This window comes from Rhizobium sp. P28RR-XV, assembly GCF_012641385.1.
Lineage (GTDB): Bacteria > Pseudomonadota > Alphaproteobacteria > Rhizobiales > Rhizobiaceae > Rhizobium.
The window spans coordinates 57,139-82,856 of the sequence record NZ_JABAIG010000002.1 but is presented as its reverse complement, the minus strand read 5'-3'; the positions used below and the strand labels follow the sequence as shown (position 1 = coordinate 82,856).

General features: G+C 60.2%; 25 protein-coding genes. 15 read left to right on the top strand and 10 right to left on the bottom strand.

The features are described 5' to 3' along the window. Nucleotides 1–17 precede the first annotated feature (17 nt). Both guaD and HGP12_RS04000 read right to left on the bottom strand, forming a co-directional pair. Nucleotides 18–1,325 carry a guanine deaminase gene (gene guaD, locus HGP12_RS04005; RefSeq protein ID WP_168838505.1) on the bottom strand — a complete coding sequence of 436 codons (1,308 nt, stop codon included), beginning with the start codon at nt 1,323–1,325 and terminating at the stop codon, nt 18–20. Then, entirely contained in the window at nt 1,322–2,560 is a 1,239-nt protein-coding gene (locus HGP12_RS04000) for a urate hydroxylase PuuD (RefSeq protein ID WP_168838506.1), read from the bottom strand. The genes guaD and HGP12_RS04000 overlap by 4 nt, the downstream gene beginning before the upstream one ends. 217 nt (nt 2,561–2,777) lie before the next feature. Here HGP12_RS04000 and HGP12_RS03995 point away from each other — a divergent pair, with 217 nt between their 5' ends. Beyond that, entirely contained in the window at nt 2,778–3,113 is a 336-nt protein-coding gene (locus HGP12_RS03995) for a hypothetical protein (protein ID WP_168838507.1), read from the top strand. Between the two features lie 78 nt (nt 3,114–3,191). Here the strand turns inward: HGP12_RS03995 and HGP12_RS03990 are convergent, their stop codons facing one another. After that, nucleotides 3,192–4,088, bottom strand: a complete 897-nt coding sequence (locus HGP12_RS03990; protein ID WP_205926335.1) for a LysR substrate-binding domain-containing protein — start codon at nt 4,086–4,088, stop codon at nt 3,192–3,194. A 102-nt stretch (nt 4,089–4,190) separates the two neighbouring features. Between HGP12_RS03990 and HGP12_RS03985 the strand changes: the two genes are divergently transcribed. Continuing rightward, a complete protein-coding gene (locus HGP12_RS03985; protein WP_168838508.1) occupies nt 4,191–4,394 on the top strand; it encodes a hypothetical protein in 204 nt (67 codons plus the stop codon). 31 nt (nt 4,395–4,425) lie between these two features. Here the strand turns inward: HGP12_RS03985 and xdhB are convergent, their stop codons facing one another. From xdhB to HGP12_RS03970, 3 genes are all read right to left on the bottom strand, one after another. After that, entirely contained in the window at nt 4,426–6,765 is a 2,340-nt protein-coding gene (gene xdhB / locus HGP12_RS03980; protein WP_168838509.1) for a xanthine dehydrogenase molybdopterin binding subunit, read from the bottom strand. A 3-nt stretch (nt 6,766–6,768) separates the two neighbouring features. After that, the gene (gene xdhA / locus HGP12_RS03975; RefSeq protein ID WP_168838510.1) at nt 6,769–8,238 is read right to left on the bottom strand and encodes a xanthine dehydrogenase small subunit; all 1,470 of its coding nucleotides are present in this window, start codon (nt 8,236–8,238) and stop codon (nt 6,769–6,771) included. 69 nt (nt 8,239–8,307) lie between these two features. Beyond that, nucleotides 8,308–9,084 (bottom strand): 3-hydroxybutyrate dehydrogenase, encoded by a 777-nt coding sequence (locus HGP12_RS03970; RefSeq protein ID WP_168838511.1) that lies wholly within the window; start codon nt 9,082–9,084, stop codon nt 8,308–8,310. Between the two features lie 334 nt (nt 9,085–9,418). On the opposite strand from HGP12_RS03970, the gene glpK reads away from it, so the two are divergent. From glpK to map, 9 genes are all read left to right on the top strand, one after another. Beyond that, entirely contained in the window at nt 9,419–10,915 is a 1,497-nt protein-coding gene (gene glpK / locus HGP12_RS03965; protein WP_168838512.1) for a glycerol kinase GlpK, read from the top strand. A 180-nt stretch (nt 10,916–11,095) separates the two neighbouring features. Next, nucleotides 11,096–11,899, top strand: a complete 804-nt coding sequence (locus HGP12_RS03960; protein WP_168838513.1) for a membrane-anchored protein — start codon at nt 11,096–11,098, stop codon at nt 11,897–11,899. Between the two features lie 50 nt (nt 11,900–11,949). Beyond that, complete coding sequence (locus tag HGP12_RS03955; RefSeq protein ID WP_246703247.1) at nt 11,950–12,897, top strand: LD-carboxypeptidase; 948 nt, start codon at nt 11,950–11,952, stop codon at nt 12,895–12,897. Between the two features lie 81 nt (nt 12,898–12,978). Next, nucleotides 12,979–13,353 carry a YciI family protein gene (locus HGP12_RS03950; RefSeq protein ID WP_168838514.1) on the top strand — a complete coding sequence of 125 codons (375 nt, stop codon included), beginning with the start codon at nt 12,979–12,981 and terminating at the stop codon, nt 13,351–13,353. Next, complete coding sequence (locus HGP12_RS03945) at nt 13,350–14,606, top strand: RNA polymerase sigma factor (protein ID WP_168838515.1); 1,257 nt, start codon at nt 13,350–13,352, stop codon at nt 14,604–14,606. Before HGP12_RS03950 ends, HGP12_RS03945 begins: the two co-directional genes overlap by 4 nt. A gap of 99 nt (nt 14,607–14,705) precedes the next feature. Next, nucleotides 14,706–15,176, top strand: coding sequence for an SRPBCC family protein (locus HGP12_RS03940; RefSeq protein WP_168838516.1), 471 nt, complete (start codon nt 14,706–14,708; stop codon nt 15,174–15,176). A 30-nt stretch (nt 15,177–15,206) separates the two neighbouring features. After that, nucleotides 15,207–15,635: a DoxX family protein gene (locus HGP12_RS03935; RefSeq protein WP_168838517.1), complete on the top strand. Its 429-nt coding sequence runs from the start codon at nt 15,207–15,209 to the stop codon at nt 15,633–15,635. A 149-nt stretch (nt 15,636–15,784) separates the two neighbouring features. Then, a complete protein-coding gene (locus HGP12_RS03930; protein ID WP_168838518.1) occupies nt 15,785–16,297 on the top strand; it encodes a GNAT family N-acetyltransferase in 513 nt (170 codons plus the stop codon). A gap of 148 nt (nt 16,298–16,445) precedes the next feature. Further along, nucleotides 16,446–17,198 carry a type I methionyl aminopeptidase gene (gene map / locus HGP12_RS03925; protein WP_168838519.1) on the top strand — a complete coding sequence of 251 codons (753 nt, stop codon included), beginning with the start codon at nt 16,446–16,448 and terminating at the stop codon, nt 17,196–17,198. A gap of 9 nt (nt 17,199–17,207) precedes the next feature. Here the strand turns inward: map and HGP12_RS03920 are convergent, their stop codons facing one another. Beyond that, nucleotides 17,208–17,792 carry a PadR family transcriptional regulator gene (locus HGP12_RS03920; RefSeq protein ID WP_168838520.1) on the bottom strand — a complete coding sequence of 195 codons (585 nt, stop codon included), beginning with the start codon at nt 17,790–17,792 and terminating at the stop codon, nt 17,208–17,210. A gap of 423 nt (nt 17,793–18,215) precedes the next feature. Here HGP12_RS03920 and sbmA point away from each other — a divergent pair, with 423 nt between their 5' ends. Beyond that, a complete protein-coding gene (gene sbmA / locus HGP12_RS03915) occupies nt 18,216–19,481 on the top strand; it encodes a peptide antibiotic transporter SbmA (RefSeq protein WP_168838521.1) in 1,266 nt (421 codons plus the stop codon). Between the two features lie 191 nt (nt 19,482–19,672). Here the strand turns inward: sbmA and HGP12_RS03910 are convergent, their stop codons facing one another. Beyond that, nucleotides 19,673–20,653, bottom strand: a complete 981-nt coding sequence (locus tag HGP12_RS03910; RefSeq protein WP_168838522.1) for a polysaccharide deacetylase — start codon at nt 20,651–20,653, stop codon at nt 19,673–19,675. 180 nt (nt 20,654–20,833) lie between these two features. On the opposite strand from HGP12_RS03910, the gene HGP12_RS03905 reads away from it, so the two are divergent. The 3 genes from HGP12_RS03905 (at nt 20,834) to der (ending at nt 23,751) form a co-directional block, all read left to right on the top strand. Continuing rightward, nucleotides 20,834–21,415, top strand: a complete 582-nt coding sequence (locus HGP12_RS03905; protein ID WP_168838523.1) for an NnrU family protein — start codon at nt 20,834–20,836, stop codon at nt 21,413–21,415. A gap of 213 nt (nt 21,416–21,628) precedes the next feature. Then, nucleotides 21,629–22,312 carry a tetratricopeptide repeat protein gene (locus HGP12_RS03900; protein ID WP_168838524.1) on the top strand — a complete coding sequence of 228 codons (684 nt, stop codon included), beginning with the start codon at nt 21,629–21,631 and terminating at the stop codon, nt 22,310–22,312. A gap of 11 nt (nt 22,313–22,323) precedes the next feature. Continuing rightward, a complete protein-coding gene (gene der, locus HGP12_RS03895; protein WP_168838525.1) occupies nt 22,324–23,751 on the top strand; it encodes a ribosome biogenesis GTPase Der in 1,428 nt (475 codons plus the stop codon). Nucleotides 23,752–23,787: 36 nt separating this feature from the next. Here der and HGP12_RS03890 read toward each other — a convergent pair whose 3' ends face one another. Next, entirely contained in the window at nt 23,788–24,228 is a 441-nt protein-coding gene (locus HGP12_RS03890; RefSeq protein ID WP_168838526.1) for a MarR family winged helix-turn-helix transcriptional regulator, read from the bottom strand. A gap of 268 nt (nt 24,229–24,496) precedes the next feature. After that, nucleotides 24,497–25,597 (bottom strand): glycosyltransferase family 1 protein, encoded by a 1,101-nt coding sequence (locus HGP12_RS03885; RefSeq protein ID WP_168838527.1) that lies wholly within the window; start codon nt 25,595–25,597, stop codon nt 24,497–24,499. Nucleotides 25,598–25,718: the final 121 nt, after the last annotated feature.

Here is a 25,718-nt window from a genome sequence, read left to right as displayed (position 1 = left end):
GATGGGGTTGGATTGCCTTATTGCAGGGTCGATTTCATCGGCTTTCCGGCGACATAGGTTTCGACGACGGCGCGGTCGTCGCCCATGGTCTGCAGCAGGAACAGCTCTTCGGTGAGGCTCTTCGTCACTTCCATCTTCAGCGCCATGGCCGGCGTTGCGGCGGCATTGAGGACGATGAGGTCGGCTTCGGTGCCGGCGTCGAGCGTGCCGATCTTGTCGACGAGCGAGAGGGACTCGGCATTGCCTCGCGTCATGTAATAATAGCTTTCCAGCGGGTTCAGGCGCTCGCCCAGCAGCTGCTGGATCTTGTAGGCCTCGTCCATGGTGCGCAGCATGGAATAGCTGGAGCCGCCGCCGATATCGGTGGCGACGCCGATGCGAACGGGTTTCTCGCGGCGCGCCAGCGCCTTCAGCGGAAAGAGGCCGGAGCCGAGAAACAGGTTCGAGGTCGGGCAATGCACCGCGACTGCGCCTGCTTCGCTCATGGCGTCGGCTTCACGCTCCGAGAGATGGATCGCATGACCGAACAGGCTCTTTGGGCCAAGCAGACCGTAATGCGCATAGATATCGGTATAGTCGATCGCGTCGGGATAGAGTTCGCAGGTGAACTTGATCTCATCGTGGTTCTCGGAAAGATGCGTCTGAATGTGCAGATCCGGGAATTCGCGGGCGAGGGTGGCGGTCGCCTCCATCTGCGCGGGCGTGGAGGTGATGGCGAAGCGCGGCGTGATGGCAACATGGTTGCGGCCCTTGCCGTGCCATTGTGCAATCACTTCGCGGGTCTCGTCGTAACCCATTTCGGGCGTGTCGAGCAGGCCTTGCGGGGCGTTGCGGTCCATCATGACCTTGCCGCCGACCATGCGCATGTTGCACCGCATGGCTTCGGCAAAATAGGCGTCGACGGAGGTCTTGTGCACCGAACAATAGGCAACCGCCGTCGTCGTGCCGTGGCGGATCATCTCGTCATAGAAATGGGTGGCGATACGCTGCGCATGCGCGCTTTCGACGAAGCGGCATTCCTCCGGGAAAGTATAGGTATTCAGCCATTCCAGGAGGTTGGCGGCATAGGAGGCGATCACCTGCATCTGCGGGAAATGCAGGTGCATGTCGATGAAACCCGGCAGGATCAAGTGCGGACGGTGGTCGATTTCGGTGACGCCTTCCGGCGCCCGCGCCTTGATATCAGCATAGGGGCCGGTTGCGGCGATCGTGCCGTTCTCGACCAGCAGGCCGCCATCGCTTTCATAAGCGTAGCTGTCCGTGTCGTCGAGGCTTTGCGGCAGGCGCTTGAAGGAAAGCAGGCGGCCGCGCAGAAGGGTGGTCATTGGCTCTTTTCTCCGATGGAGCTTTCGAACCAGGCGACCAGCAGCTTGCGCTCCTCTGGCGTGACGTCCGTGACGTTGCCGGGAGGCATGGCGTGGCTGCGGCCAGCCTGGATATAGATCTCCCGGGCATGCATAGCGATTTCCGCGTCATTTTCCAGCGTCATGCCTTTCGGCGGGCGGACAATTCCCTCATAGACGGGTTCTGCCGCATGACACATGGAACAGCGCGTCGACACCATCTGCTTGACGGCTGGGAAATGCGCGTCCGAGGCGAACTGCTGGAAGGCGGGAGCGACTGCATTCGCATCCTTCTCGCCGGTCAGCACCTTCGGAACGGTCGAAAGCCACATAATGGCGATGAAGATGACGACGGTGACGATCCAGGTCCAGGTCGGGCGGCCCTTGCGGGCATGCGTCGTGTTGAACCAGTGGCGGATGGTGACGCCCATCAGGAACACCAGCGCCGCGATCACCCAGTTATAGGCCGTGCCGAAGGCCAGCGGATAATGATTCGACAACATGAAGAAGATGACGGGCAGCGTCAGATAGTTGTTGTGCAGCGAGCGCTGCTTGGCGATGCGGCCGTATTCGGGGTCCGGCGTGCGGCCGGCAATGAGATCGGCGACGACGATCTTCTGGTTGGGAATGATGATCATGAAGACGTTGGCGGACATGATCGTCGCGGTGAAGGCGCCGAGATGCAGGAAGGCGGCGCGGCCGGTGAAGAGGTGCGTATAGCCCCAGGCCATGAAGACCAGCACGGCATAAAGCACGATCATCAGTCCCCAGGTATTGTTGCCGAGCGGGGATTTGCAGAGAAGGTCATAGACGATCCAGCCGCCGGCAAGTGAGGCCAGCGAAATCAGAATGGCGACGGGGACGCCGACGTCGAGCACATGCCGGTCGATGAGGAAGAGATTGGCGCCGCCGTAATAGACGATGCACAGCATCAGGAAGCCGGAAAGCCAGGTGAAATAGCTCTCGTATTTGAACCAGGTCAGATGTTCCGGCATCTGCGCCGGGGCAACGAGATATTTCTGGATATGATAGAAGCCGCCGCCGTGAACCTGCCATTCCTCGCCATAGGCGCCAGGCGGAAGATGGGGGCGCTTCACCAGCCCGAGATCGAGCGCGATGAAGTAGAAGGACGAACCGATCCAGGCAATGGCGGTTATGACGTGGAACCAGCGGGCAGCAAATGTGAGCCACTCCCACGCTATGGCGTATTCATACATTCAGTTCCCCTTTTCTTCCTCCGACTCGACACCTTGCAGAATGTTGAGAGCGTATGGAAGAGGGGGGCGTTTGATGTGCGGGCAAAAAGCGCGGCCTTGTCTAGCGCCCCGGACGCATTAGATCAGATTATGGCAGTTTTTTAATAAAATGCCCTTGGCTGCTTGGAGCGGGCCATGTCCGCGGCGGCCGTCTATTTTTTTCGACGGAGAATTGCCCATGCGTGGTATTCTGGCGTTCGTATTTTTTCTTCCCTCCGCAGCCTTCGCTTTGGCGCATGAGGCGCCCTCCGGCTGGTCCTACGACCCCTATTGCTGCAATGGCGACAGCAAGACAGGCGATTGCGAGATGATCCCGTCGCGCACCGTCACCATCGTGCCGGGCGGCTATCGAGTGACGCTCAATCCTGGCGACCATCGCTACGTAACGCACGCGCATATCTTCAATCTGCCGCAGCGGAAAACGATGCGTTCGCCTGACGGAGCCTACCATCTCTGTCTGTTTCCGGATGAAAACACACCGCGCTGTTTCTATGCCCCTGACATGGCCTACTGAACACCGGAGAGTGGCGCAGCTCTGAACGACTTTATCTCATTGCTCCGGACGGAGAGCTGCTGCGCAGTTTTCCTGGAACTACTCCAGCGGCATGCCGAATTCGCAGAGGAGCCAATCCCTGAAGGCGCGGATTCGCGGCGTATGACGCCGGTTTTCCGGATAGGCGATCCAGTAGTCCGTATTGTCGGACGAAAGAATATCGAAGGGCTGAATCAGCCGGCCGGAAGCCAGATCATCCGTATAGAACTCCGGGGTCAGGATGGCGACGCCTTGACCGGCCAATGCCGCGCTTGCCTCGAAGGACTGGGCGCCTAGCCTGCTGCGCGGCCGGCCCTGTAGGCCGGGGTCGGGAACGCCAGCCTCCTTAAACCATTGGACCCACCATGGGTCACCTGCGTCGATGATGCGGAGCTTCAGGAGATCGGCCGGTTCGTGTATGCCGCCGACCGTCTCCGCAAGAGCCGGGCTCAGCATCGGCGTGAAATAGACCTTCATCAATAGGTGGGCGCGCAGTCCCGGCCACTGGCCACGCCCAGCGCGGATGGCGATATCGGAGGGCTCTCGGGCGAAGTCTATGATCGAGCCCGAGGTATCCAGCCGGACGGCAATATTGGGATGCTTCAGCTGAAACGAACCGATATGGCGGGCTAGCCACTGCGAGGCGAAGGTGGGGGTCGAATGGATGCACAGCGTCGCTTCGGCATCGCCGCGGATCGAGGTCATGGCCTCCTGCAGCATGGCAAAGGCTTCCGCCACTTTCGGTGCAAGCTGCTCTCCGGCCTTGGTCAACAGGATCTGCCGCGGACGACGTAGGAATAACGGCTCGCCCAAAGTCTCTTCTAGCAGCTTGATCTGATAGCTGACCGCCGTCTGCGTCATGCCAAGTTCTTCGCCAGCCCGCGTGAAACTGCCGTGCCTGGCGGCGGCCTCGAAGACGCGGAGCGCATTCAGCGGAAAGCGCATGGACAATTTCATGGATAAGTTCTCGTTATGTATGCAGACGATAGTTCGATTGGAATTTCAGCATTTTTCGCTCCAGACTACAACCCATATCACTGATCTGATTGAGGTGTTGTCATGGATTGCTATGTTGTGGAACAGGTGCAAGCAGCCAGGCCCACGGTTCTGGAGCGTCTTCTGGAATCGTTGACGCGGGCCTTCGTCAAACATGCGGAGCCGTCGCCGCATCTCGATCTAGATGAGATGCCGGACCGCCTGAAGCGTGACCTCGGATTTCTCGACGGGCGCGAGCCGCGTTATGACGATAACCGGCTGCTCTAAGTGGCAATGGGCGCAAGCCCGGGAAGGACAATCACATCCCCTTGAGCCGCTCGACCGCCATCAGCACCCGCTCCGGCGTTGCCGGGGCATCGAGGCGCGGGCAGATGCGATAGTCCGCGACGCTTGCAACCGCCATCGACAATGCTTCGAGCACGGATATGCTGAGCATGAAGGGCGGTTCGCCGACCGCCTTTGAGCGGCCGATGGTGGCCTCGGTATTTTCGGACCATTCCGCCAGCCGCACGTTGAAGATCTTCGGCCGGTCGGAGGCGAGCGGGATCTTGTAGGTCGATGGCGCGTGGGTGCGCAGCCGGCCCTTTGCATCCCACCAGAGCTCTTCGGTCGTCAGCCAGCCCATGCCCTGTACGAAAGCGCCTTCGACCTGGCCGATATCGATGGCCGGATTGAGCGAGCGGCCGACGTCGTGGAGGATGTCGGTGCGGTCGATCAGATACTCGCCGGTCAGCGTATCGATCGACACTTCCGAGCAGGCGGCACCATAGGAGAAATAATAGAAGGGCGTGCCCCGACCGGCCTTGCGATCCCAATGGATCTTCGGCGTCTTGTAGAAGCCGGCGGCCGAAAGCTGGACGCGGGCGAAATAAGCCTGCTTGACGAAATCGGGGAAGGGGATTTCCACTTCACCGATGCGCACGCGGTTCGGCAGGAACTGTACCTCCTCGGTGCCCACGCCCCATTTCTCCGTCGCGAAGGCAACGAGCCGCTCCTTGATCTGGCGCGCGGCGTCATAGGCTGCCATGCCATTCAGGTCGGAGCCGGAAGACGCAGCCGTTGCCGAGGTGTTCGGCACCTTGCCGGTCGTCGTCGCGGTAATCTTCACCTGATCGATATCGACCTGGAAACTGTCGGCCAGCACCTGCGCCACCTTGGTATAAAGGCCCTGGCCCATCTCGGTGCCGCCATGGTTAAGGTGGATGGAGCCGTCCTGATAGATGTGCACCAGCGCGCCAGCCTGGTTGAAGGCAGTCATGGTGAAGGAGATGCCGAATTTCACCGGCGTCAGCGCGATGCCCTTGCGGATGAAGCGGCTGGAACGGTTGAACTCGATGATGGCGCTGCGCCGTGCCTGATAGTCGGACGTCTGTTCAAGCTCATCGACGACGCGGTCGATGATGTTGTCGGTGACCTCCTGGTGATAGGGGGTCAGCGTTCGGCCGGAGCCCGGCTGGCCGTAGAAATTGGCGCGGCGGACTTCCAGAGGGTCCTTGCCGAGCGCATAGGCAATTTCTTCGATCATGCGTTCGCCGCCGACCATGCCCTGCGGGCCGCCGAAGCCGCGGAAGGCGGTGTTGGAGACGGTATGCGTCTTCAGCGGCTTCGAGACCAGATGCACATGCGGGTAGAAATAGCTCGAATCCGCGTGAAACAGCGCGCGGTCAGTGACCGGGCCGGAAAGATCGGAGGAGAAGCCGCAACGTGCGGCATAGGTGGCATCGACGGCGTGGATGCGGCCCTCGTCGTCGAAGCCGACTTCATAGTCCACCAGGAAGTCGTGCCGTTTGCCCGTGGCGCTCATGTCCTCATCGCGGTCGGGCCGGAATTTCACGGCGTGGCCGAGTTTCTTGGCAGCGATGGCCGCGAGCGCCGCAAACTGGTTGCCCTGCGTTTCCTTGCCGCCGAAGCCGCCGCCCATGCGGCGCACGTTGACCGTCACTGCATTGGACGGAATGCCGAGGACATGGCCGACGATGTGCTGGATTTCGCTCGGATGCTGCGTCGACGACCAGACGGCTACTTCGTCGTCTTCGCCAGGGATCGCCATGGCGATATGGCTTTCGAGATAGAAATGTTCCTGGCCGCCGATGCGCATCTGCGCCTTGATGCGATTGATGGCATTCGCCATCTCGGTTTCGGGCTCGCCACGCTTCAAGGTCATCGGTTCGTAGACGAGCGGTGCGCCATTGGCGAGCGCACCGTCGATATCGCTCCAATGCGGCAGGTCGCGATAGTCGATTTTGGCGAGGCGTGCGGCGCGACGAGCCGCATCGCGGGTTTCAGCGATGACGGCGAAGATTGGCTGACCGTGGAATTCGACCTTGGTCTCGGCAAGCAGCGGTTCGTCGTGCATGCCGTTGGAGCTGGTGTCGTTGACGCCGGGGATATCGGCGCCGGTGAAGACCCAGACAACGCCGGGATAGGCCCGAACAGCCGAAAGATCGATGCCGGCGATCTCGGCATGGGCGCGGTCGGAAAGGCCGAGTGCGCCGTGTAATAGGCCGGCGGGTTCGGGAATATCGTCGATGTAATCGGCTGCTCCGGTCACGTGCTTGTGTGCGGAATCATGGCGCAGCGAGCCATGCATGGACCCGTTGATGACGACTTTGGGCTCTTCGAAAGCGGATTTATCCATGGCTCAGGCCTCCGCCGTCGCAAAACGCTTCAGCTCCTGAGGCGCACCCGACGTTTCAAGATAGAAGCGGATGAGAAGATTCTTGGCGGTCAGCTGCCGGTATTCGGCTGAAGCGCGCCAATCGGATAGCGGCGTGTAATCGCTGTCGAAGGCATCGCGTGCGGCGGTGACCGTCGCGTCCGTCCAGGGTTTGCCGAGCAATTCCGCCTCGACGGTACGAGCGCGCTTCGGCGTGCCGGCCATGCCGCCGAAGGCGATGCGGATATCGGCGACGTTACCGGCGGTGTCCAACGACAGATGGAAGGCGCCACAGGCGGCCGAAATATCCTCGTCTCGACGCTTGGAGATCTTGTAGACGGCGAAATGCGCATCGTCGGCTGGGTATGGCACGAAGATGCTTTCGACGAACTCGCCGGGATTGCGATCCTGCTTACCGTAATCGATGAAGAAATCTTCCAGCGGCAGGCTGCGCGTGCCTGCCGTCGAGCGCAGTTTCACCGTTGTGCCGAGCGCGATCAGCGGCGGCGGCATGTCGCCGATCGGCGAGCCGTTGGCGATATTGCCGCCGATCGTGCCCATGTTGCGAACCTGCTCGCCGCCGATGCGGTTGATGAGGTTGGCAAATGCCGGGATCTTTTCGCCGATCACCGCAAAGGCGCGGCTATAGGTGAGGCCGGCGCCGATGGTGAGGCCCGCATCTTCAACAGTGATTTTCTGCAGATCGGTCAGATGGTTGATGAAGACGACCGGGTTCAGCCGGCGCATCTGCTTGGTGACCCAGAGGCCGACATCGGTCGAGCCGGCGACGACGGTCGCGGTCGGCTCGTCGGCAAGCACCTGCGCCAGTGCCGATACAGAACCGGGCACGATGAGACGATCCTCGCCCTCGGAAATCTCGATGGTATCGCCACCCTGCATTGCCCAGAGGCGGGCGATGATATCGGCCCTGGTCTTTTCGAGCGGGTCGAAGAGCGCGCTCGGCCGTTTCTGGCTGACCTGCTCGGCGGCCTTGACGATCGGCTCGTAGCCCGTGCATCGACAGAGATTGCCCTGCAGCGACTTCTCGATCTGCGCCCGGCTCGGCTTTTCCGTCGTCAGCCAGAGGCCATAGAGCGACATGACGAAGCCCGGCGTGCAGAAGCCGCATTGCGAGCCGTGGCAATCGACCATGGCCTGCTGCACCGGATGAAGCGTACCGTTCTGGGCGGCAAGATGCTCGACTGTCACGACATGGGTCGCATGCAGCGAGCCGACGAAGCGGATGCAGGCATTGATGGATTCGTAGTGCAGTCCGCCATCGATCAGGCGGCCGACGAGAACTGTGCAGGCGCCGCAGTCGCCTTCCGCGCATCCTTCCTTCGTGCCCGTGAGGCGCTGCTTGAGGCGCAGGAAGTCGAGCAGCGTCTCGGTGGGGCGCAGGCTGGATAGGGTGATATCCTCACCGTTGAGGATGAAGCGAATGCAGTCGCTCATGTCGTTCCCGTTTTTCGATCTGTTGGCCGGGCCGGATACGCAGACGAATCCGGCCCTAACCGTCTATGGTTATTCCGCGGTCCAGCCACCGTCAATCGAGACGTGCGTGCCGGTCACCTGGCGCGCCTCGTCGCTTGCAAGGTAGAGCGACAGGGCGCCGATCTCCTCGGCCTTGACGAACTCGTGCGTCGGCTGGGCCTTGAGGATGACCTCGTTCTTGACCTGCTCCTCGGTCATGCCGCGGGCCTTGGCCGTGTCCGGGATCTGCTTTTCGACAAGCGGGGTCAGGACGTAGCCCGGGCAAATGGCATTCACCGTGACGCCGAATTCGGCAAGCTCAAGCGCTGCCGTCTTGGTCAGCCCCAATATACCATGTTTTGCCGCGACATAGGCGGACTTGAAGGGTGAGGCGACCAAGCCATGCGCCGAGGCGATGTTGATGATGCGGCCGTATTTTTTGGCCTTCATCAGCGGAATGGCGGCGCGGATGGTATGGAAGGAGCTGGAGAGGTTGATCGCGATGATCTGGTCCCATTTCTCGATCGGGAAGTCCTCGATCTTCTCGACATGCTGGATGCCGGCATTGTTGACGAGGACATCGACGCTGCCGAAGGTGGAATTGGCCGTTGCGATCAGGTCGGCAATTTCGGCGGGCTTCGTCATGTCGGCGGGATGGTAGATCACCTTGCCGCCGCCCGAGGCTTCGAGCTCGTTCTTGATCGCGTCGATTTCCTCGGGCTTCCCGAAGCCGTTGATGACGACGTTATCACCCGTGGCGGCGAAGGCGGTCGCGATGGCGAGGCCGATACCGCTCGTGGAACCGGTGACGACAACTGTTCTTGCCATGATCTTCTCCTTAGACAGCGCAGCTCCTGCTGCAGTGCAAAACGGACTGAGCTTACTGCATAATTCCTTAAATCGGGATCGATTTAAGGATAAAATTATGCAGCATCTAAAGTGCTACGGCGACCTTTGCGCGTCACATGTGACGCGCGGCGCTGTAGTCCCAAACCCGCGGATATGGCAATCGCATTGCTGCAAGTCCCTTTTGCGGCACCTTGACCCACGATGCTGTGAACAGGAAAGCGCTTCCTTCAGCGAAAAATTTCGTTTTGCTTTCTTTTCACATTCGTTTTGCTCGCGTATCTGTTGTTTCGGGATGCATTAGCGGGAGGAACGCATGAGCGGTTATGTCTTGGCGATCGATCAGGGAACGACGTCGACGCGGGCTATCGTTTTCGACGGCAAGATGAAGGTTGCCGGTGTCGGGCAAAAGGAATTCACTCAGTATTATCCGAAGCCCGGCTGGGTCGAGCACGATCCAGAGGAGATCTGGTCGTCTGTCCTCGTCACCGTCCGCAAGGCGATCGAGGCCGCAGGCATAACCGCCAAGGATATTGCAGCCCTCGGCATCACCAATCAGCGCGAGACCGTCGTCGTCTGGGATCGCGAGACAGGCAAGCCGATCCACAATGCCATCGTCTGGCAGGATCGCCGCACGGCAAGCTATTGCGAGAAGCTCAAGCGCCAGGACCTGGAAAAGCTCTTCACTCGCCGCACCGGCCTGCTGCTCGATCCCTATTTCTCCGGCACCAAGCTCTCCTGGCTGCTGACCAATGTGAAGGGCGCCCGTGCCCGCGCTGCCAGGGGCGGCCTCTGCTTCGGCACCGTCGATACGTTCCTGATCTGGCGGCTGACCGGGGGCAAAAGCTTCGTTACCGATGCCACCAACGCCTCGCGGACGCTCATGTACAATATCGGCGCCAACGAATGGGACGAAGAGCTGCTGGATATTCTGCAGGTCCCCGCTGCGATGCTGCCAGAGGTGAAGGATTGCGCCGCCGATTTCGGCGTGACCGATCCCTCGCTCTTCGGTGCCGAAATCCCGATCCTCGGCGTTGCCGGCGACCAGCAGGCGGCGACGATCGGCCAGGCCTGCTTCGAACGCGGCATGATGAAATCCACCTATGGCACGGGCTGCTTCGCGTTGCTCAATACCGGCGCGGACATGGTGCGCTCGAAGAACCGCCTGCTGACCACCATCGCCTACCGGCTGAACGGTGAGACGACTTATGCGCTCGAAGGATCGATCTTCATCGCGGGCGCCGCGGTGCAGTGGCTGCGCGATGGCCTGAAGGCCATCCAGCGCGCTTCGGATTCCGGCGAACTCGCAGCCAAGGCCGATCCGCTGCAGGAGATCTATCTCGTGCCGGCCTTCACCGGTCTTGGCGCGCCTTACTGGGATCCGGATGCCCGCGGCGCGATCTTCGGCCTCACGCGCAATACCGGACCGGAAGAAATTGTCAGGGCAGCGCTGGAAGCCGTCTGCTATCAGTCGCGCGACCTTCTGGATGCGATGCACAAGGATTGGCGCAATGGCAGCGGGCAGGACACGGTGCTGCGCGTCGATGGCGGCATGGTCGCTTCCGACTGGACGATGCAGCGTCTTGCCGATCTGCTCAATGCGCCGGTCGACCGTCCGACCATTCTGGAAACGACCGCGCTCGGTGCTGCCTGGCTTGCCGGCAGCCGCGCCGGCGTCTGGCCGGATCGCACCGGCTTCGCCAAGGCATGGGCGCGAGACCGGCGGTTCGAGCCTGAAATGGATGACAAGACGCGAAATACGAAAATGAAGGGGTGGAAGAACGCGGTGTCGCGCACTTTGAGTGCACGGTAGAGGCGATCGCCATGATGCGCCGCTCACCTTAGGTTATGCCGTGTAAGATTTCTTTATTTTGCTTATATAAGGGCACGCAGCGATACTCACGCCGTTCGTGGTTCGGAGGGGATGTTCCGAGCCATCTTTGAAAGTTTTTCCCTTTGGAATGAATGCCTTCTGAGAGACGACGACGGGATAATGGCTGCTCAATTTAGCGAACTGAAGAAACACTTTTACCGGCAGATCAAGTATCATCTGACCCGACCGAGGCCCCCGGTGCTGGCCGAGCGGTTCGATGGGCCTGTTCTTGTCGTCGGATCGGCGCCAGTGTCGAACAAGCCGGCGGATTTCGACAAGAGCTTCCGGGTGATCACCATCAACGGATCGCAGACGGTGACGAAGGGCTGGGGAATAGAGGCGCCCGACGTGACGCTCGTTCAGTTCAACCAGATCGAAGGCACGAACACCAATGCCGTCGAGGTGCGCCGCGTTCTGAACGGCGAACGAACGAAGATGCTCTATGTGCTGCTGTGGCGGAAGGAACGTCGACGGCTGGAAGACGGGCTGAGAGCCTTCAATTACGGCTACGACAAGCTTGAAATCGTCGATCGCTACAAGCGCATGGCGCTGCTGGACCGGGTCGGCGGGGTGAAGTGCAGCGAACTCGGCGCTGACGACAAATGCTCCAACGGCATCAACGCCGTCCTGTTCGCGCTCTATAACGGCGCAACCGAAGTGATCATCACCGGCATCAATCCCGATTCCGGCGGGCATGTCTACAACACGGAAAATCTCGCCCGCCTCCATGTCCGCAAGGACCGCGAAGTTCTCGAACGGCTGATCCAACGGGGCTATCCAGTGTTCACCTCGGATCCGGGCGTTTCGCAATCCATCGGTCTGCCGCTGTGGACCGGCAAGGCGAGGACCGGTCGGGCGATCGAAGCCGATGTCAAGCGGCCTGCGCCGATAACGGCAGGGGCTGTCAATCCATCCTTGAGCTAAAGGACTGCCGGCGGCTGACGCATGCGATGATTCCATGCCAAGATCGCAGCATGGAATCACTCGATCGCACAGAGACCAGTCGGATATCAATGCCGCCGCCATTGCGGCCGGGCGACAAGGTGCGCTTTGTGTCGCCCGCAAGCTCGCCCGATAGGGACAGGGTTCAGAAGCATGCCGAAATCCTGAAAGGCTGGGGATTGAGCGTCGACTTCGGCGAACACGTCTTCCGCAAGTGGAATTATCTTGCCGGCACCGATGAAGAGCGGCTGTCGGATCTCAACGCCGCGCTTCGCGATCCCGGTGTTGGGGCGATCTTCGCCACGCGTGGCGGCAAAGGATCTTATCGAATTGCCGATCAGCTGGATTTTGAAGCGGCGCGGCGCAACCCGAAATTCGTCATCGGCTTCAGCGATATCACCGCATTGCATTTGAGCTTGCTGAGGCATTGTCATCAGGTCGGCATTCACGGCGCGTTTTCTATCGGGCCAAATGAAGACGGTGTCAGCCCTTACACGCATGACTCGCTGCGGCAGGCGTTGATGGCAACCGAGGACATCATCATTGCCGGGCGCCCGGAAGAGCCGACCTCGCGGCTGACGACAGACGGTGTGGCCAAAGGCCGGCTGATCGGCGGCAATCTCGATATGGTGGCCACATCCGCCGGCTGGGCGTTGCCGGATCTGCACGGCGAAATTCTATTGCTCGAAGCGATCGGCCTGTATCCCGGTCAGGTGGACCGGCAGATGACGATGCTGCGCAAGGCGGGGCATCTGGATGGTCTGACAGGTGTCGCCATTGGCCAGTTTACCGACTTCGAGTTCGATCGTCCTTATTCGGTGATCGATATCCTGCGCGAGCATTTGACGGCGCTGAATGTGCCGATCCTCGGCGGTTTGCCGCTTGGGCATGGCGATCGTCCGGCAAGTGCGTTGATCGGCGCTGTCGCGGAACTCGACGCGAGGGCCGGGACCTTGGTGATCCGGCGCGGCAAGGCCTGACCGCCTGCTGCAATATTTTTTTGACGTAGCCTGTCGGTCCGGATGATATTCCTTCGTCTTTAAAGGGAGAAGGGAATCCTCATGCTCTATGCGATCCTATGCTACAACGACGAAGATACCGTATTCGCCTGGTCCAAGGAGCAGGAGGAGACAACCATGGCGCGGCTGATTGCCGTGCAGGAGCCGCTAAGACAGGCCGGCAAGCTTGGCCCGGTGGCGCGACTGATGCCGACGACGGCGGCAACGACCTTGCGCAAGGGCAAGAACGAACCGATCGTCATCGACGGTCCCTTTGCGGAAACGAAAGAGCAGTTGCTCGGTTTCTATGTGGTCGATTTCGAAACCCTCGACGAAGCCATTGATTTCTCGAAGGAGCTTGCCGCGGCCAATCCCGGTGTCGGCTCCTATGAAATCCGCCCGCTTTACGTCTTCCGGCCAGGAGCGGTTGCGACATGACGGATATTGCCTGGATCGACATCGCGCTCACCAATGCCCGGCCGCAGGTGCTCGGGGCGCTGCTGCGCTATTTCCGCAATCTCGATATTGCCGAGGAGGCCTTTCAGGAGTCCTGCCTCCGAGCTTTGAAGACCTGGCCCGACAAAGGGCCGCCGCGTGATCCCATTGCCTGGCTGATCTTCGTCGGCCGCAACAGCGGCATCGATACCGTGCGCAAACAGGCGAAATTGCAGAGCCTGCCGGACGAGGAGGCGATCTCCGATACGAGCGATGCCGAGAGCGATCTGGCCGAACGGCTCGATGGCTCCGGCTATCGCGATGATATTTTGAGGTTGCTGTTCATCTGCTGCCATCCGGATTTGCCGGCGACGCAGCAGATCGCCCTGGCGCTGCGCATCGTCTCCGGCCTTTCGGTGCAGCAGATCGCCCGTGCCTTCCTCGTTAGTGACAGTGCGATGGAGCAGCGCATTACGCGAGCGAAAGCGCGTGTGGCGGCCGCCGGCGTTGCTTTCGAGACACCGGGCGCGGTCGAGCGCAGCGAACGGCTGGCGCTCGTCAGCGCCATGATCTACCTCATATATAACGAAGGCTATTCGGCCGGCGGTACGCATCGCGAGGCTGCCGCCTTCGCCGACGAGGCGATCCGGCTTGGCCGGCTGCTGTTGCGGATCTTTCCCTCCGAACCGGAGACCATGGCGCTGCTGGCGTTGATGCTCTTGCAGCAATCGCGCAAGGATGCGCGGTTCGATGCGGACGGACAGATCATCTTGCTGGAAGACCAGGACCGCTTGCGTTGGGACCGGACGCTGATCGACGAGGCGCTGGCGCTGCTCGACAAGGCGATCCGTCATCGTCGGCCTGGTCCCTACCAGGTGCAGGCGGCAATCGCGGCGCTGCATTCCCGAGCAAAACGGGAAGTCGATACGGACTGGGAGGAGATCAACCTTCTCTATCAAATGCTGGAGAGGCTGACGCCGTCTCCCGTCGTCACGCTCAATCGCTCGGTCGCGCTCTCCAAACTGAAGGGGCCGGAGGCGGCTCTGGCGCTGATTGCGACGCTGGAAGCGCAGCTCGACAGCTATTTCTATTTTCATGGGGTGAGGGGCGGCCTGCTTGCACAGCTGGGCCGTTCGCAGGAGGCACGTGTCGCCTTCGACAGGGCCATCGCGCTTGCCCGCTCGCCCGCCGAGGCAGCCCATATCCGCCATCAGCTCGATCGTCTGAACGCGGATGCTCTTGCGGCTGCAAAATAATCGGAAAATTTGTGTCTGCGTTGTCGGGAAACGATGGTTACGAACGTCGTTGGAGTATAGGCCGCGCAGGTCGCGTCAAACTAAAAGAGGAAGAGGACCATGACCGAGCAAACCCAGCGCCATGAACTTTCGCTGACCCGCATCATCGATGCGCCGCGCGACAAGATCTTCCGCTGCTGGACGGAGGAGGAGCTGTTAAAGCAGTGGTTCGCGCCGCGACCGTGGACGGTGTCCGCCGCCAGCATCGATGCTCGTGCGGGCGGTTCGAGCTCGGTCACGATGCGCAGTCCTGAAGGCGAGGATTATCCGGGCAACGGCGTTTATCTCGAAGTCGTTCCGAACGAGCGGATCGTTTTCACGGACGCCTTCACCAGCGCCTGGGTTCCCTCGGCCAAGCCTTTCATGGTCGTGACGATCCAGCTCGACGATCTCGGCGGTGGCAAGACGCGCTATACCGCGACTGTCCTGCACTGGTCGGCCGAGGATCGAGAAGCGCATGAGAAGATGGGTTTCCATCAGGGATGGAGCCAGTGCGCCGATCAGCTCGCCGCGCTGGCGGCCAAGATCTGAATTTCCTAGTCAATTCCGGGGGATACGAACATGTCTTATGCAGTCGATTCATCCATGCCTTCGGTCACGCGGGCTCAGCGCGTGGCGGGCATGATCCTCAGCGGACTGGTCATTGCCTTCCTGTTGTTCGACGGCGTGATCAAGCTCGTTCCGCTTCCTGTCGTCACGGAGACGATGGCGGCACTCGGCTATTCGGCCGATCCGGCGCTCGCACGGCTGCTCGGCGTCATCACGCTCGGCTGCGCCGTTCTCTATGCGATCCCGAGAACTTCGGTTCTCGGCGCCATCCTACTGACAGGCCTGCTCGGCGGCGCAATCGCGACGCACCTACGGGTCGGCAGTCCGATCTTCTCGCATCTGCTATTCGGCGTCTATCTCGGCGTGATCGCCTGGGGCGGACTTTATCTTCGCTATGAAGGCGTTCGCAAAATGATTCCGTTCTTTGATCGAAGCTTTTGATTCCGGATTCGATTTGCTAAGGCTCGCTCATCCAGAGCACCTCGGTATTCCATGGAGATGCCGAGGTGCTCTATCTGTCTGTTTCTGCGCAATTCCGGGAAAACCGCTGCACACTTTTCCTGGAATTGCTTTGGAGAGGGGAGCGAGCCATGCCGCAAGTGATCATCGCACCGGTCAGGCAATCGGACGCGGACGAGCTGATCGCCGCCAACATCGCCAGCCGCGCCCATCATGTACCCTGGGCCTATCCCTTTCTCGATCGTGACGGTTTCGACGCATGGTTCGGCCAGACGGTCACGGGACCGAATTTGGGTCTGGTGGCGCGCGATCCCAGCTCCGGCGGGATCGTCGGCGTCGTCAATATCAGCCAGATGGTTTGGGGCGGTTTCCGCAGTGCCTTTCTCGGCTATCACGGCATGGTCGGTTTTGCCGGCAAGGGCTTCATGACGGAGGCGGTTCGTCTGGCTGTGGCGCATGGTTTCGATGCTATCGGCCTGCATCGGCTGGAGGCCAATATCCAGCCGGGCAACTACCCCTCGATCGCGCTGGTCGAGCGGTTGGGCTTCCGGAAGGAAGGGTTCTCGCCCAAATATCTGAAGATCGGCGGCGTCTGGTGCGATCACGAGCGCTGGGCATTGCTGTCGGACGAGCCGCGCTCGTGACCTTTTTCGGAACTCCAAATTTGCGCTATCTGCCAGAAAGCCTCGGAAAGACCCCAGAAAAGCGTTGACTGCGCAAAGGGAAGGGGCGAAAGCGACTTTGAGCCTCTCGCCAAACCGTTGCTGAGAGAGAGGGTGCCGGAAGCCGCAAATGATCGTTTCGACCGAAGAAGAACTGACCAAGCTGAAAGATATCGGCCGCATCTGCGCCAATGCGTTGCAGGCCATGGCCGCCGCGCTCGAACCGGGCATCACCACGCTGGAGCTGGACGCGATCGGCCGCAAGGTGCTGGAGGATGCCGGTGCGCAATCGGCACCGGAATTGGTCTACAAGTTTCCTGGCGCGACCTGCATCAGCGTCAACGAGGAAGTGGCGCACGGCATTCCCGGCCCGCGCGTGATCCAGGCGGGGGACCTGGTCAATCTCGACGTTTCGGCCGAGAAGGACGGCTTCTTTTCCGATACCGGCGCATCCTTTGCCGTGCCGCCGGTCAAGCCGAAGATCGAGCGCCTTTGTCGCGACGGCAAGCGGGCTCTCTGGGTCGGCCTCAATCAGGTGCGCAGTGGCGCGCCGCTTGCGAAGATCGGGCAGGCGGTCGGTGCCTTCGCGCAGAAGAACCGCTACACGCTGATCGCCAATCTCGCCAGCCATGGCATCGGCCGCTCTTTGCATGAAGAGCCCGCCGAGGTTTCCACCTGGGCGGACCCCGACGAGACCCGGATCATAGATGATGGCCTGGTCTTCACCGTTGAACCGTTTCTCTCGCTCGGCGCGAGCTGGGCGGAGGGGGGCGACGATGCGTGGACGCTCTATGCCGAACCGCAGGCGCCAACGGTCCAGTACGAACACACGATCATCGCCACCCGCAACGGGCCCATCGTCCTGACATTGCCGGACAAGTGACGCCGCGGTTCAATCGCCGGACTTCGGGTCTTCCTGGGTTTTTGTTTCGCCGCGGATGATATCGGCGGCGGCCCGCTCGAGGATTGCCGCGATGCGCGCGCCTTCGGCCTTGCTCCACGGGAATTTCGAGCGAAGCGCTGAGCGCAGCAGGTGGCGGGCGCGATGCACGTCGCCGGTGCCGTGACGGTCGAACGGATTGTCACGCTCGTCCTCGTCTTCGCCGCCGAAAACCTGCCGGACGCGGGCCATCTTCTCGCCGATGGCGCTAAGCTTGGCAAACGTTGCCTCCACCAGATCATGGTTATCATCGACGCGTTTCTGGCCGCTTTCGGTGATGCGGTAGAGTTTCTTCGTGCCAGCCGCCTCGACTTCGGCCTGACCGGTCTCTTCGAGATAGGTGAGGGCGGGATAGATGACGCCCGGGCTCGGCACGTAGAAGCCGCCGGAGCGCTCTTCGAAGGTCTTGATCAGTTCATAGCCGTGGCGCGGCTGCTCGGAAAGCAGGGCGAGGATGATGAGCTGCAGGTCGGCCGCATCGAACTTGCGTCCGGTGCGAAACCCGCCGCCGAACATGCCGCCCTTGAAGCCTCTCATGAAGTCTCTCCTGTGCTCGCCATGTGATTCACGGCCTCGACCATGTCGTAGGATATATGCCTCGACGATGTCAAAGCTATCTCCAAACATGCGATCTCTGAAACCTCTCATATCGTTTCTCCTTGTGAAGTGTGAGAGTTTATATCGTTCGTCATGTCGTAAGATATATATCGTAAGATAGTATTCTGCAAGAGGGGTGGCTTCGAAATGGGAGGGTTCGATGGAAAATACGCCCATATGGGGAGGGAATTCACCCAATGGGTGAAAATTCGATGCTGAACAACTGCATCACGATCATGGGATAAGCGATTACATCTACGTAAGAATAGGCCCTGGCGGTTGCCGCTATTGGCGAACTGTCCTAGGCTCCCCGCAAATTGACGTCATTCGTGGTCGTCCGAACCAATAGGAAGCCTAACCGTCGTGTTCCATTCTTTCTTCCCGAATCCGAGATTGTTTTTTTCCTCAGCGGTCATCTGGGCGCTCGTCTGTGTGTTCCTGTGGTATTTTGCCGGCGCGCATGTCGTGGCGTCCATGGGCTATCCGCCGCTATCGGAAGAACAGCAACCGGTCGGAGCGGCCTTCTTTGTTGCTCCCACTAATTTAGTGTTTTACCTTTACTTTATTCTCTGCGCCGCCGTCTTTTGCGGCTTTTGGCACGCGGTTTCGAAGAGCAACCCTTGGATCGCCTGGTCCGTGTGGGGCTCTGCTTTCATCGTCTTTATCACCTATTTTGGTGTTCAGATCGACGTAGCGGTAAACGTATGGCGCCGGCCTTTCTTTGATCTCCTGCAAAATGCGCTCGGCGGAAAGCCCGGCGTTACGGATGGGGATTTCTATGGATTGCTGTGGGCGTTCACGCAGCTCGGTCTGGTGGGCGTAGCTGTCAGCGTCGTTTCATCGTTTTTCCTGAGCCACTATCTCTTCCGCTGGCGTTGGGCGATGAACAATTTCTACATGTCGAAATGGGAGAAGCTTCGACACATCGAAGGCGCATCGCAGCGTGTCCAGGAAGACACGATGCGCTTTGCGACCAATCTAGAAGGGCTCGGCGTCAGCCTGATCGGCTCTGTCATGACACTCATTGTCTTCCTGCCGATCCTGCTGGAACTGTCGAAATATGTGACTGATCTGCCAATCATTGGCGCAATTCCGTACTCGCTCGTCTGGCTGGCGCTGATCTGGTCGGTGTTCGGAACCTTCCTGCTTGCACTCTTCGGGATCAAGCTTCCGGGGCTGAACTTCCGCAATCAGCGTGTCGAGGCGGCCTATCGAAAGGAACTTGTCTACGGCGAGGATCGCGACGACCGTGCGCAGCCCCCCACTGTGAAGGAACTCTTCTCCAACGTCCGCCGCAACTATTTCCGCATGTATTTCCATTATGCGTATTTCAATGTGGCGCGCTATTCCTACGGTCAGCTCGACGCGATCTTCCTCTACTTCGTGCTGGTGCCGACTTTCGTCGCACACAAGATCACGCTCGGCATCTGGCAGCAGATCGCTACGGCTTTCGGTCAGGTCAGCAATTCCTTCCAGTATCTCGTCAGCTCCTGGACAACGATCATCGAGCTCCTGTCGATCCATAAGCGTCTGAAAGCCTTCGAGGCGGCCATTGACGACGAGCCTTTGCCGACGATCGACCAGACCTATCTGGAGCGCGAAGCGGGTGTCATCCACGCGGACGGCTGATGAAAGAAACAAGGTCCCGGGAACGGGGCCTTTTCAATCACGATAATGGCAGGGAAGCAGCAATTCGGTGGCTTGTAGGGTAACGGAAGGACTTCCGTTTGCCGCACCGCCGGCCCTTCGCCTTGGCTCAGGGCGTTCGTCGCTGCAATCGACCCACTGGGTCGATTGCTCGGGCTCTGCCCGACCGCTCCTCACCCCTGCTGGGACTTGCCTCTGGCGGCGATCAGCGGGATGGCTTCGGAATAGCTGACGCAGGCGACGTCCTGCTTGTGGCAGACATCGCTGACGAAGCGGTCCAGCGCGCGCCAATAGGCGCCGTCGTTCATCTCGACGAAATGGAAGCCGAGCTGCAAAGGGATGCGTTCGCCATCATATTGTTTGTTGAAGGCGGCTTCGAAGGCGTCGAAAGTGCGGTCCTCATAGGTCTTGGCATTCGCCTTGTCCTCGGCGCCCTTCGAATGGCGGACGTAGAGATTGTAGTCCATGCCGATGACCAGGCGATGTTCCGGACCTTCGGGGATCAAGGGCAGGCCGAAACGATAAATGCCGTCGATCACCTGCGGCAGGGCAGGCCCCTTGGTGACGAGGCTTGCATCATACTGGAAGCCCGTCTCCTTCTCCGCCGGCACGAGACCGTCGCTAGTGGAGAGGTAGGGCGCGCGGAACCCCTTGACGCCGTTCGTGGCGAAATCTTCCCAGCCTTGCGGCTCCTTGTCGGCAAGGCCGACATTCTTCCAGGCATCGCGAAGCGCAATGCGCGCATTCGTGAATTCCTGGCTCCAGTCGGCCGCACTCCAGCCCTTGCCGTCGAAATGGCCGCAGGCATGGCTGGAAATATCGTGACCCTCCAGATGGGCGCCCCAGATATTGGCGATGCGGGTGCGCACATCGTCTTCGCTCTTGGCGAAGCCGACGTTGGATTTGCCGGGACGCTGCTTCGGCCCTTGATAGGCCTTGGCCTGTGCCTTGTTCATCAGGAATGTGCAGGACAGGAAATAGGTGAAATGGGCGCCGTTGCGCGAAGCGATCTCACGGCTCCTGGTCCAGAGCGCATTGTCGTGCGCGCCGTCGAAGGAAATCATGACGAGCTGCTTGGGCTTGCCATCCGCATAAGCTGCAGCGGGAAGAACAAGAGAAAACGCGACGGAGAAACAGGTAGCTAAACGAAACATGGGCACCGAATATTGATTTGATCGAGCACGAGTTTGCGAAGGTCGATCCGCGCTATCGGATGGCGTGCTCCAGATGGCCTCCTTCCTTTCGTGTAAATAAGGCGAAGCTGCGGTGATGCTGGCATTTTTTTGCCACAGCCGATAAGGATGTCATTTACAAGACCGTAGGGGACTTCATTCATGGCATTGCTTATTCTTGGTATTGTTCTCTTTCTCGGCATCCATCTGATCCGCGTCGTCGCTCCAGGCTTGCGAAGCTCGATGATCGCAAGCCTCGGTGAATCCGGCTGGAAAATCGCCTATTCGATCGCAAGCATCGTAACCCTGATTATCCTCGTTTACGGCTTCGGCCAGGCGCGCGACATGACGCCGATCTGGTCGCCGCCTTTCTGGATGAGCCATATCACCATCCTGCTGATGCTGTTCGCGATGATCTGTCTCACCGCCTCGCTGCTGCCGGCGGGGCATATCGCCGTCAGGACGAAGCATCCGATGGTGCTGTCCGTGAAGATCTGGGCCTTGGCGCACCTGCTCTCCAATGGCGACGGCGCAGCGATGCTGCTCTTTGCCGCTTTCCTCGCCTGGGGCGTGATCCTTCGCATTTCGCTGAAGCGGCGCGAGCGCGCCGGCGAAATCACCCTGCGTCCGTTCGTCTCGGCGAAATACGATCTCTACGCTGTTGTCATCGGCGCCATTGTCTGGGCTTTGATCATTTGGAAGCTTCATGCGTGGATTATCGGGGTTTCGCCGCTCGTTATGTGACGATTTCTGCCGTTCCCCCTTACATCAGCCGCAAAATGGAGTAGAAGGCCCCACTAATGGTAGAGCCGGATGATTTCAGGTCAGATCGACCTGAAATCTGAAGCTGCTCTCGGAATTTAATAGATAGAGCGTGATATCGCCCGAAAACCGCTGACACTTTTCGGCATCATGCTCTAAGCTTCTGGTATAATTTGGCCTGGGCCGGAGACGAGAATGGCATTCAATGACGATAGCTTCATCCGCGAGGTGAACGAGGAACTGCGTTCGGACCAGCTACGGTTCGTATGGCGCCGTTTTGGCAGGCTGATCATCGGCGGGGCCGTGCTTATCGTTCTCGGCACCGCGGCCTATAGCGGCTATCGCTATTGGGCAGGCAATCAGGCCGGTAGCGGCGGCGATCAGTTTATCGCCGCTTTGACGCTGGCCGATCAGAACAAGACGGACGAAGCGCTCGCTGCGCTGGCAACGATCGAAAAGAGCGGCCCTGGTTCCTATCCCTTGCTCGCACGTCTGCGCGCGGCGACGCTGCAGGCGCAAAAGGGCGACAAGGCCGGCGCCATCGCCACGTTCTCCGCGATCGGCAAGCAGACGGATATTCCCGTCGTCGTCCGCGATGCAGCGCGCCTGCGTGCCGCCTATCTTCTTGTCGACACCGGCACTTACGATCAGGTTGCCGCCGAGGCACAGGAGCTGGCGGTGCCGGCGGATGCTTTCCGCCATTCCGCGCGCGACGTTCTCGGCCTTGCTGCCTATAAGGCCGGCGATTTCGCCAAGTCCCGCCAGTGGTTCCAGGCGATCGTCGACGATCCGCAGAGCCCGCGCAACGTTGCCAACCGTGCCCAGATGCTGCTCGATCTCATTACGGCATCCGGCAAGGCTCCGGTCGCAAAAGGCTGAAGGATCACTCAATGAGTTTCACGGTCGCGATCGTCGGTCGCCCGAATGTCGGCAAGTCCACGCTGTTCAACCGCCTGGTTGGCAAGAAGCTGGCGCTCGTCGACGATACGCCGGGCGTCACGCGTGACCGCCGCCCCGGTGACGCCAAGCTGATCGATCTGCGTTTCCACATCGTCGATACCGCCGGTCTTGAAGAGGCCCAGGATGAATCGCTTCAGGGCCGCATGCGCGCGCAGACGGAAGCGGCGATCGACGAGGCCGATCTGACGCTATTCGTCGTCGATGCCAAGATGGGCCTGACCCATGTCGATAAGACGCTCGCCGAAATGCTGCGCAAGCGCGGCCGGCCCGTGGTGCTCGTCGCCAACAAATCCGAAGCACGCGGTTCCGATAGCGGCTTCTATGACGCCTATACGCTCGGTCTTGGCGAGCCTTGCCCGATCTCGGCCGAACACGGCCAGGGCATGATGGATCTGCGCGACGCGATCGTCGAGACGCTCGGCCATGAACGCGCCTTTCCGCCGGAAGAAGACGAGGCGCAAACGAATGTCAGCATTCCGCGTCCTGGCATCGGCGAGGATGGCGAGGAGATCGACGAAGAGCCTGTCTATGACGAGACGCGTCCGCTGCGCGTTGCGATCGTCGGCCGCCCGAATGCCGGCAAGTCGACGCTCATCAACCGCTTCCTTGGCGAGGACAGGCTGCTGACCGGCCCGGAAGCCGGGATTACCCGCGATTCCATCTCCGTCGACTGGAGCTGGCGCGGCCGCACCGTGAAGATGTTCGACACGGCCGGCATGCGCCGCAAGGCGAAGGTCATCGAAAAGCTCGAGAAGCTCTCCGTTGCCGATGCGCTGCGCGCCATCCGTTTTGCCGAAACCGTCGTCATCGTCTTCGATGCGACCATTCCCTTCGAGAAGCAGGATCTTCAGATCGTCGATCTCGTGATCCGCGAAGGCCGCGCCGCCGTGCTTGCCTTCAACAAGTGGGACATGATCGAGGATCGCCAGGCGGTGCTTGCCGATCTGCGCGAAAAGACCGACCGGCTGCTGCCGCAGGCGCGCGGCATTCGCGCCATACCGATTGCCGGCCAGACCGGCGAAGGGTTGGACCGTTTGATGCAGGCGATCGTCGATACCGACAAGGTCTGGAACAAGCGCGTGTCGACCGCCCGTCTCAATCGCTGGCTGGAGACGCAGCAGGTCCAGCATCCGCCACCGGCGGTTTCCGGCCGTCGTATCAAACTGAAGTACATGACGCAGGTGAAGGCACGGCCTCCGGCCTTCATGATTTCCTGCACGCGCTCCGATGCGCTGCCGGAATCCTATGTCCGCTATCTGATCAACGGCTTGCGCACGGATTTCGCCATGCCCGGCGTGCCCATTCGCATCCATTTCCGTACGTCGGAAAATCCTTACGAGAACAAGAAGAAGCGGTAATTTTCTTGAACGCCCCGCCGGGCGGAGTGGCTTCGCTCAGGCTGCGTTCTTGCTGAGCGCCTCGCGCAGCATCGTGATTTCCGCCTTCAGACGAGCCAGTTCGGCAGGCGTCTGCTCCGTAGCATCCAGAATGCATGGAGGGACGGTCGCCGCCTTTTTTTTCAGCGCCTTGCCTTCGGTGGTGAGGTGGATCAGCACTTGGCGCTCATCTTCCTTGCTGCGGATGCGATGAATGAAGCCGGCGGCCTCAAGGCGCTTCAAAAGCGGCGTCAGCGTGCTCGATTCAAGGAACAGCTTTTCACCGATACCACCGACGGTCTGGCCATCTTCTTCCCATAACGTCACCATGACGAGATACTGCGGATAGGTAAGGTTCAGCGCATCAAGCATGGGCTTGTACAGCCGATTCATGGCGTGGTTCGCCGAATAGAGGGCGAAGCAGATGAAGTTATCCAGCTTTAACAGGTCGTCGGTCATCTCAAGTCCTCCCTGAGAAGTCTTATGTAAGTCGTGCGATAAATAATTGTACACCTAAAAAGGCGCTAGGGCTACGGATTTCTTCTGGTTTTGAAAAGCCGAGCTCGGAGGAGGCGCTCTTCGAAGCCCTGTCGCCATGTTCTCCTCCATGGCAGGCACAATGAGGACCGCCGGCCAGAGGACCGGGTTGCGACCGCATATGGACGTCATCAATTATCTGGCGCAAGGTGACAGGAAATTCAACATCGAATTTGAGCGCAACCAAGGCTCAATGCCTGTGAGCCCGGCCCCGATGGTTGGCGATCCGGACGTTGCCGATGAACTGCGTGGTGGCGGCTTCCCAGGAATAGCTGAGCGCCAGGGAACGGGCGGCCTCGCGCGAGCAGGAGAGGGCGGCAAGGCAGGCAGTTGCCAGATCCGCATCCACGACGCCGGCTGCCCTGTCGCCGGCGAGAATATCCGCAGGGCCGGTGACGGGATAGGCAGCGACCGGAACGGCGCTGGCAAGCGCTTCCAGAATGGCGTTGCCGAACGTGTCGGTCTTTGACGGAAAGACAAAGACGTCGGCCTGGGAATAGGCGTATGCCAGCTCCTCGCCGAACTTCGCTCCCAGAAAATGCACATCGGGATAGAGCTTCTGCAGTTCCGCGCGCGCAGGCCCGTCGCCAACGACCACCTTGGACCCCGGCAGGTCGAGATCGAGAAAGGCGGGCAGGTTTTTTTCGAGCGCCACGCGGCCGACGGTCATGAAAATCGGGCGGGACAGGCCGAAGGGATTGTCTTCCTGAGGTTGCGGCCGAAAGAGAGAGGAGTCGATGCCGCGGCTCCAGGGCAGAAGATTGTGGATACCACGCTGCCTGAGCTCGTTTGCGAGACTTGGTGTTGCCACCATGCAGCCGTAGCCGGCGTTGTGAAACCATTTGACGAAAGCATAGAGCCAGCTTTGCGGTATCGGCAGGCGAGCGGACACATATTCGGGAAAGCGGGTGTGATAGCTCGTGGAAAAGGGCATGGCGTTTCGCACGCACCAGCGCCGCGCCGTGAGCCCGAGGGGACCTTCCGTCGCGATATGCACATAGGTCGGCCGTATCGCTTCTATTCTCGAGGCAACCTTGCGATAGCTGGCAATCGAGAGCCGGATTTCGGGGTAGGTAGGGCAGGGAATGTTGCGAAATCCGTCGGGCGTAATCATGGAGACTTCGATCCCCATGCGGGTCAGTTCGCGATTGGTGTTCTCAATCGAGCGGACGACGCCGTTGACCTGCGGATGCCAGGCATCGCTGACGATGAGCAGCCGTTCAGGTACTGCGACAGGTGTCGCCGCCTGGTTCCAGGTGGTTTGATCGATGTCCGACAAGCGTTGCAACATGCCCAAAACAGTCCATCCGCACCACATCCTCATGATGACGGTGCCAGCGATTGCGGTGCTTCAAACATGATTCCCGCGCCCACCTTATTGTGGGGGCTGTCCATGATGGAAATATTACAGT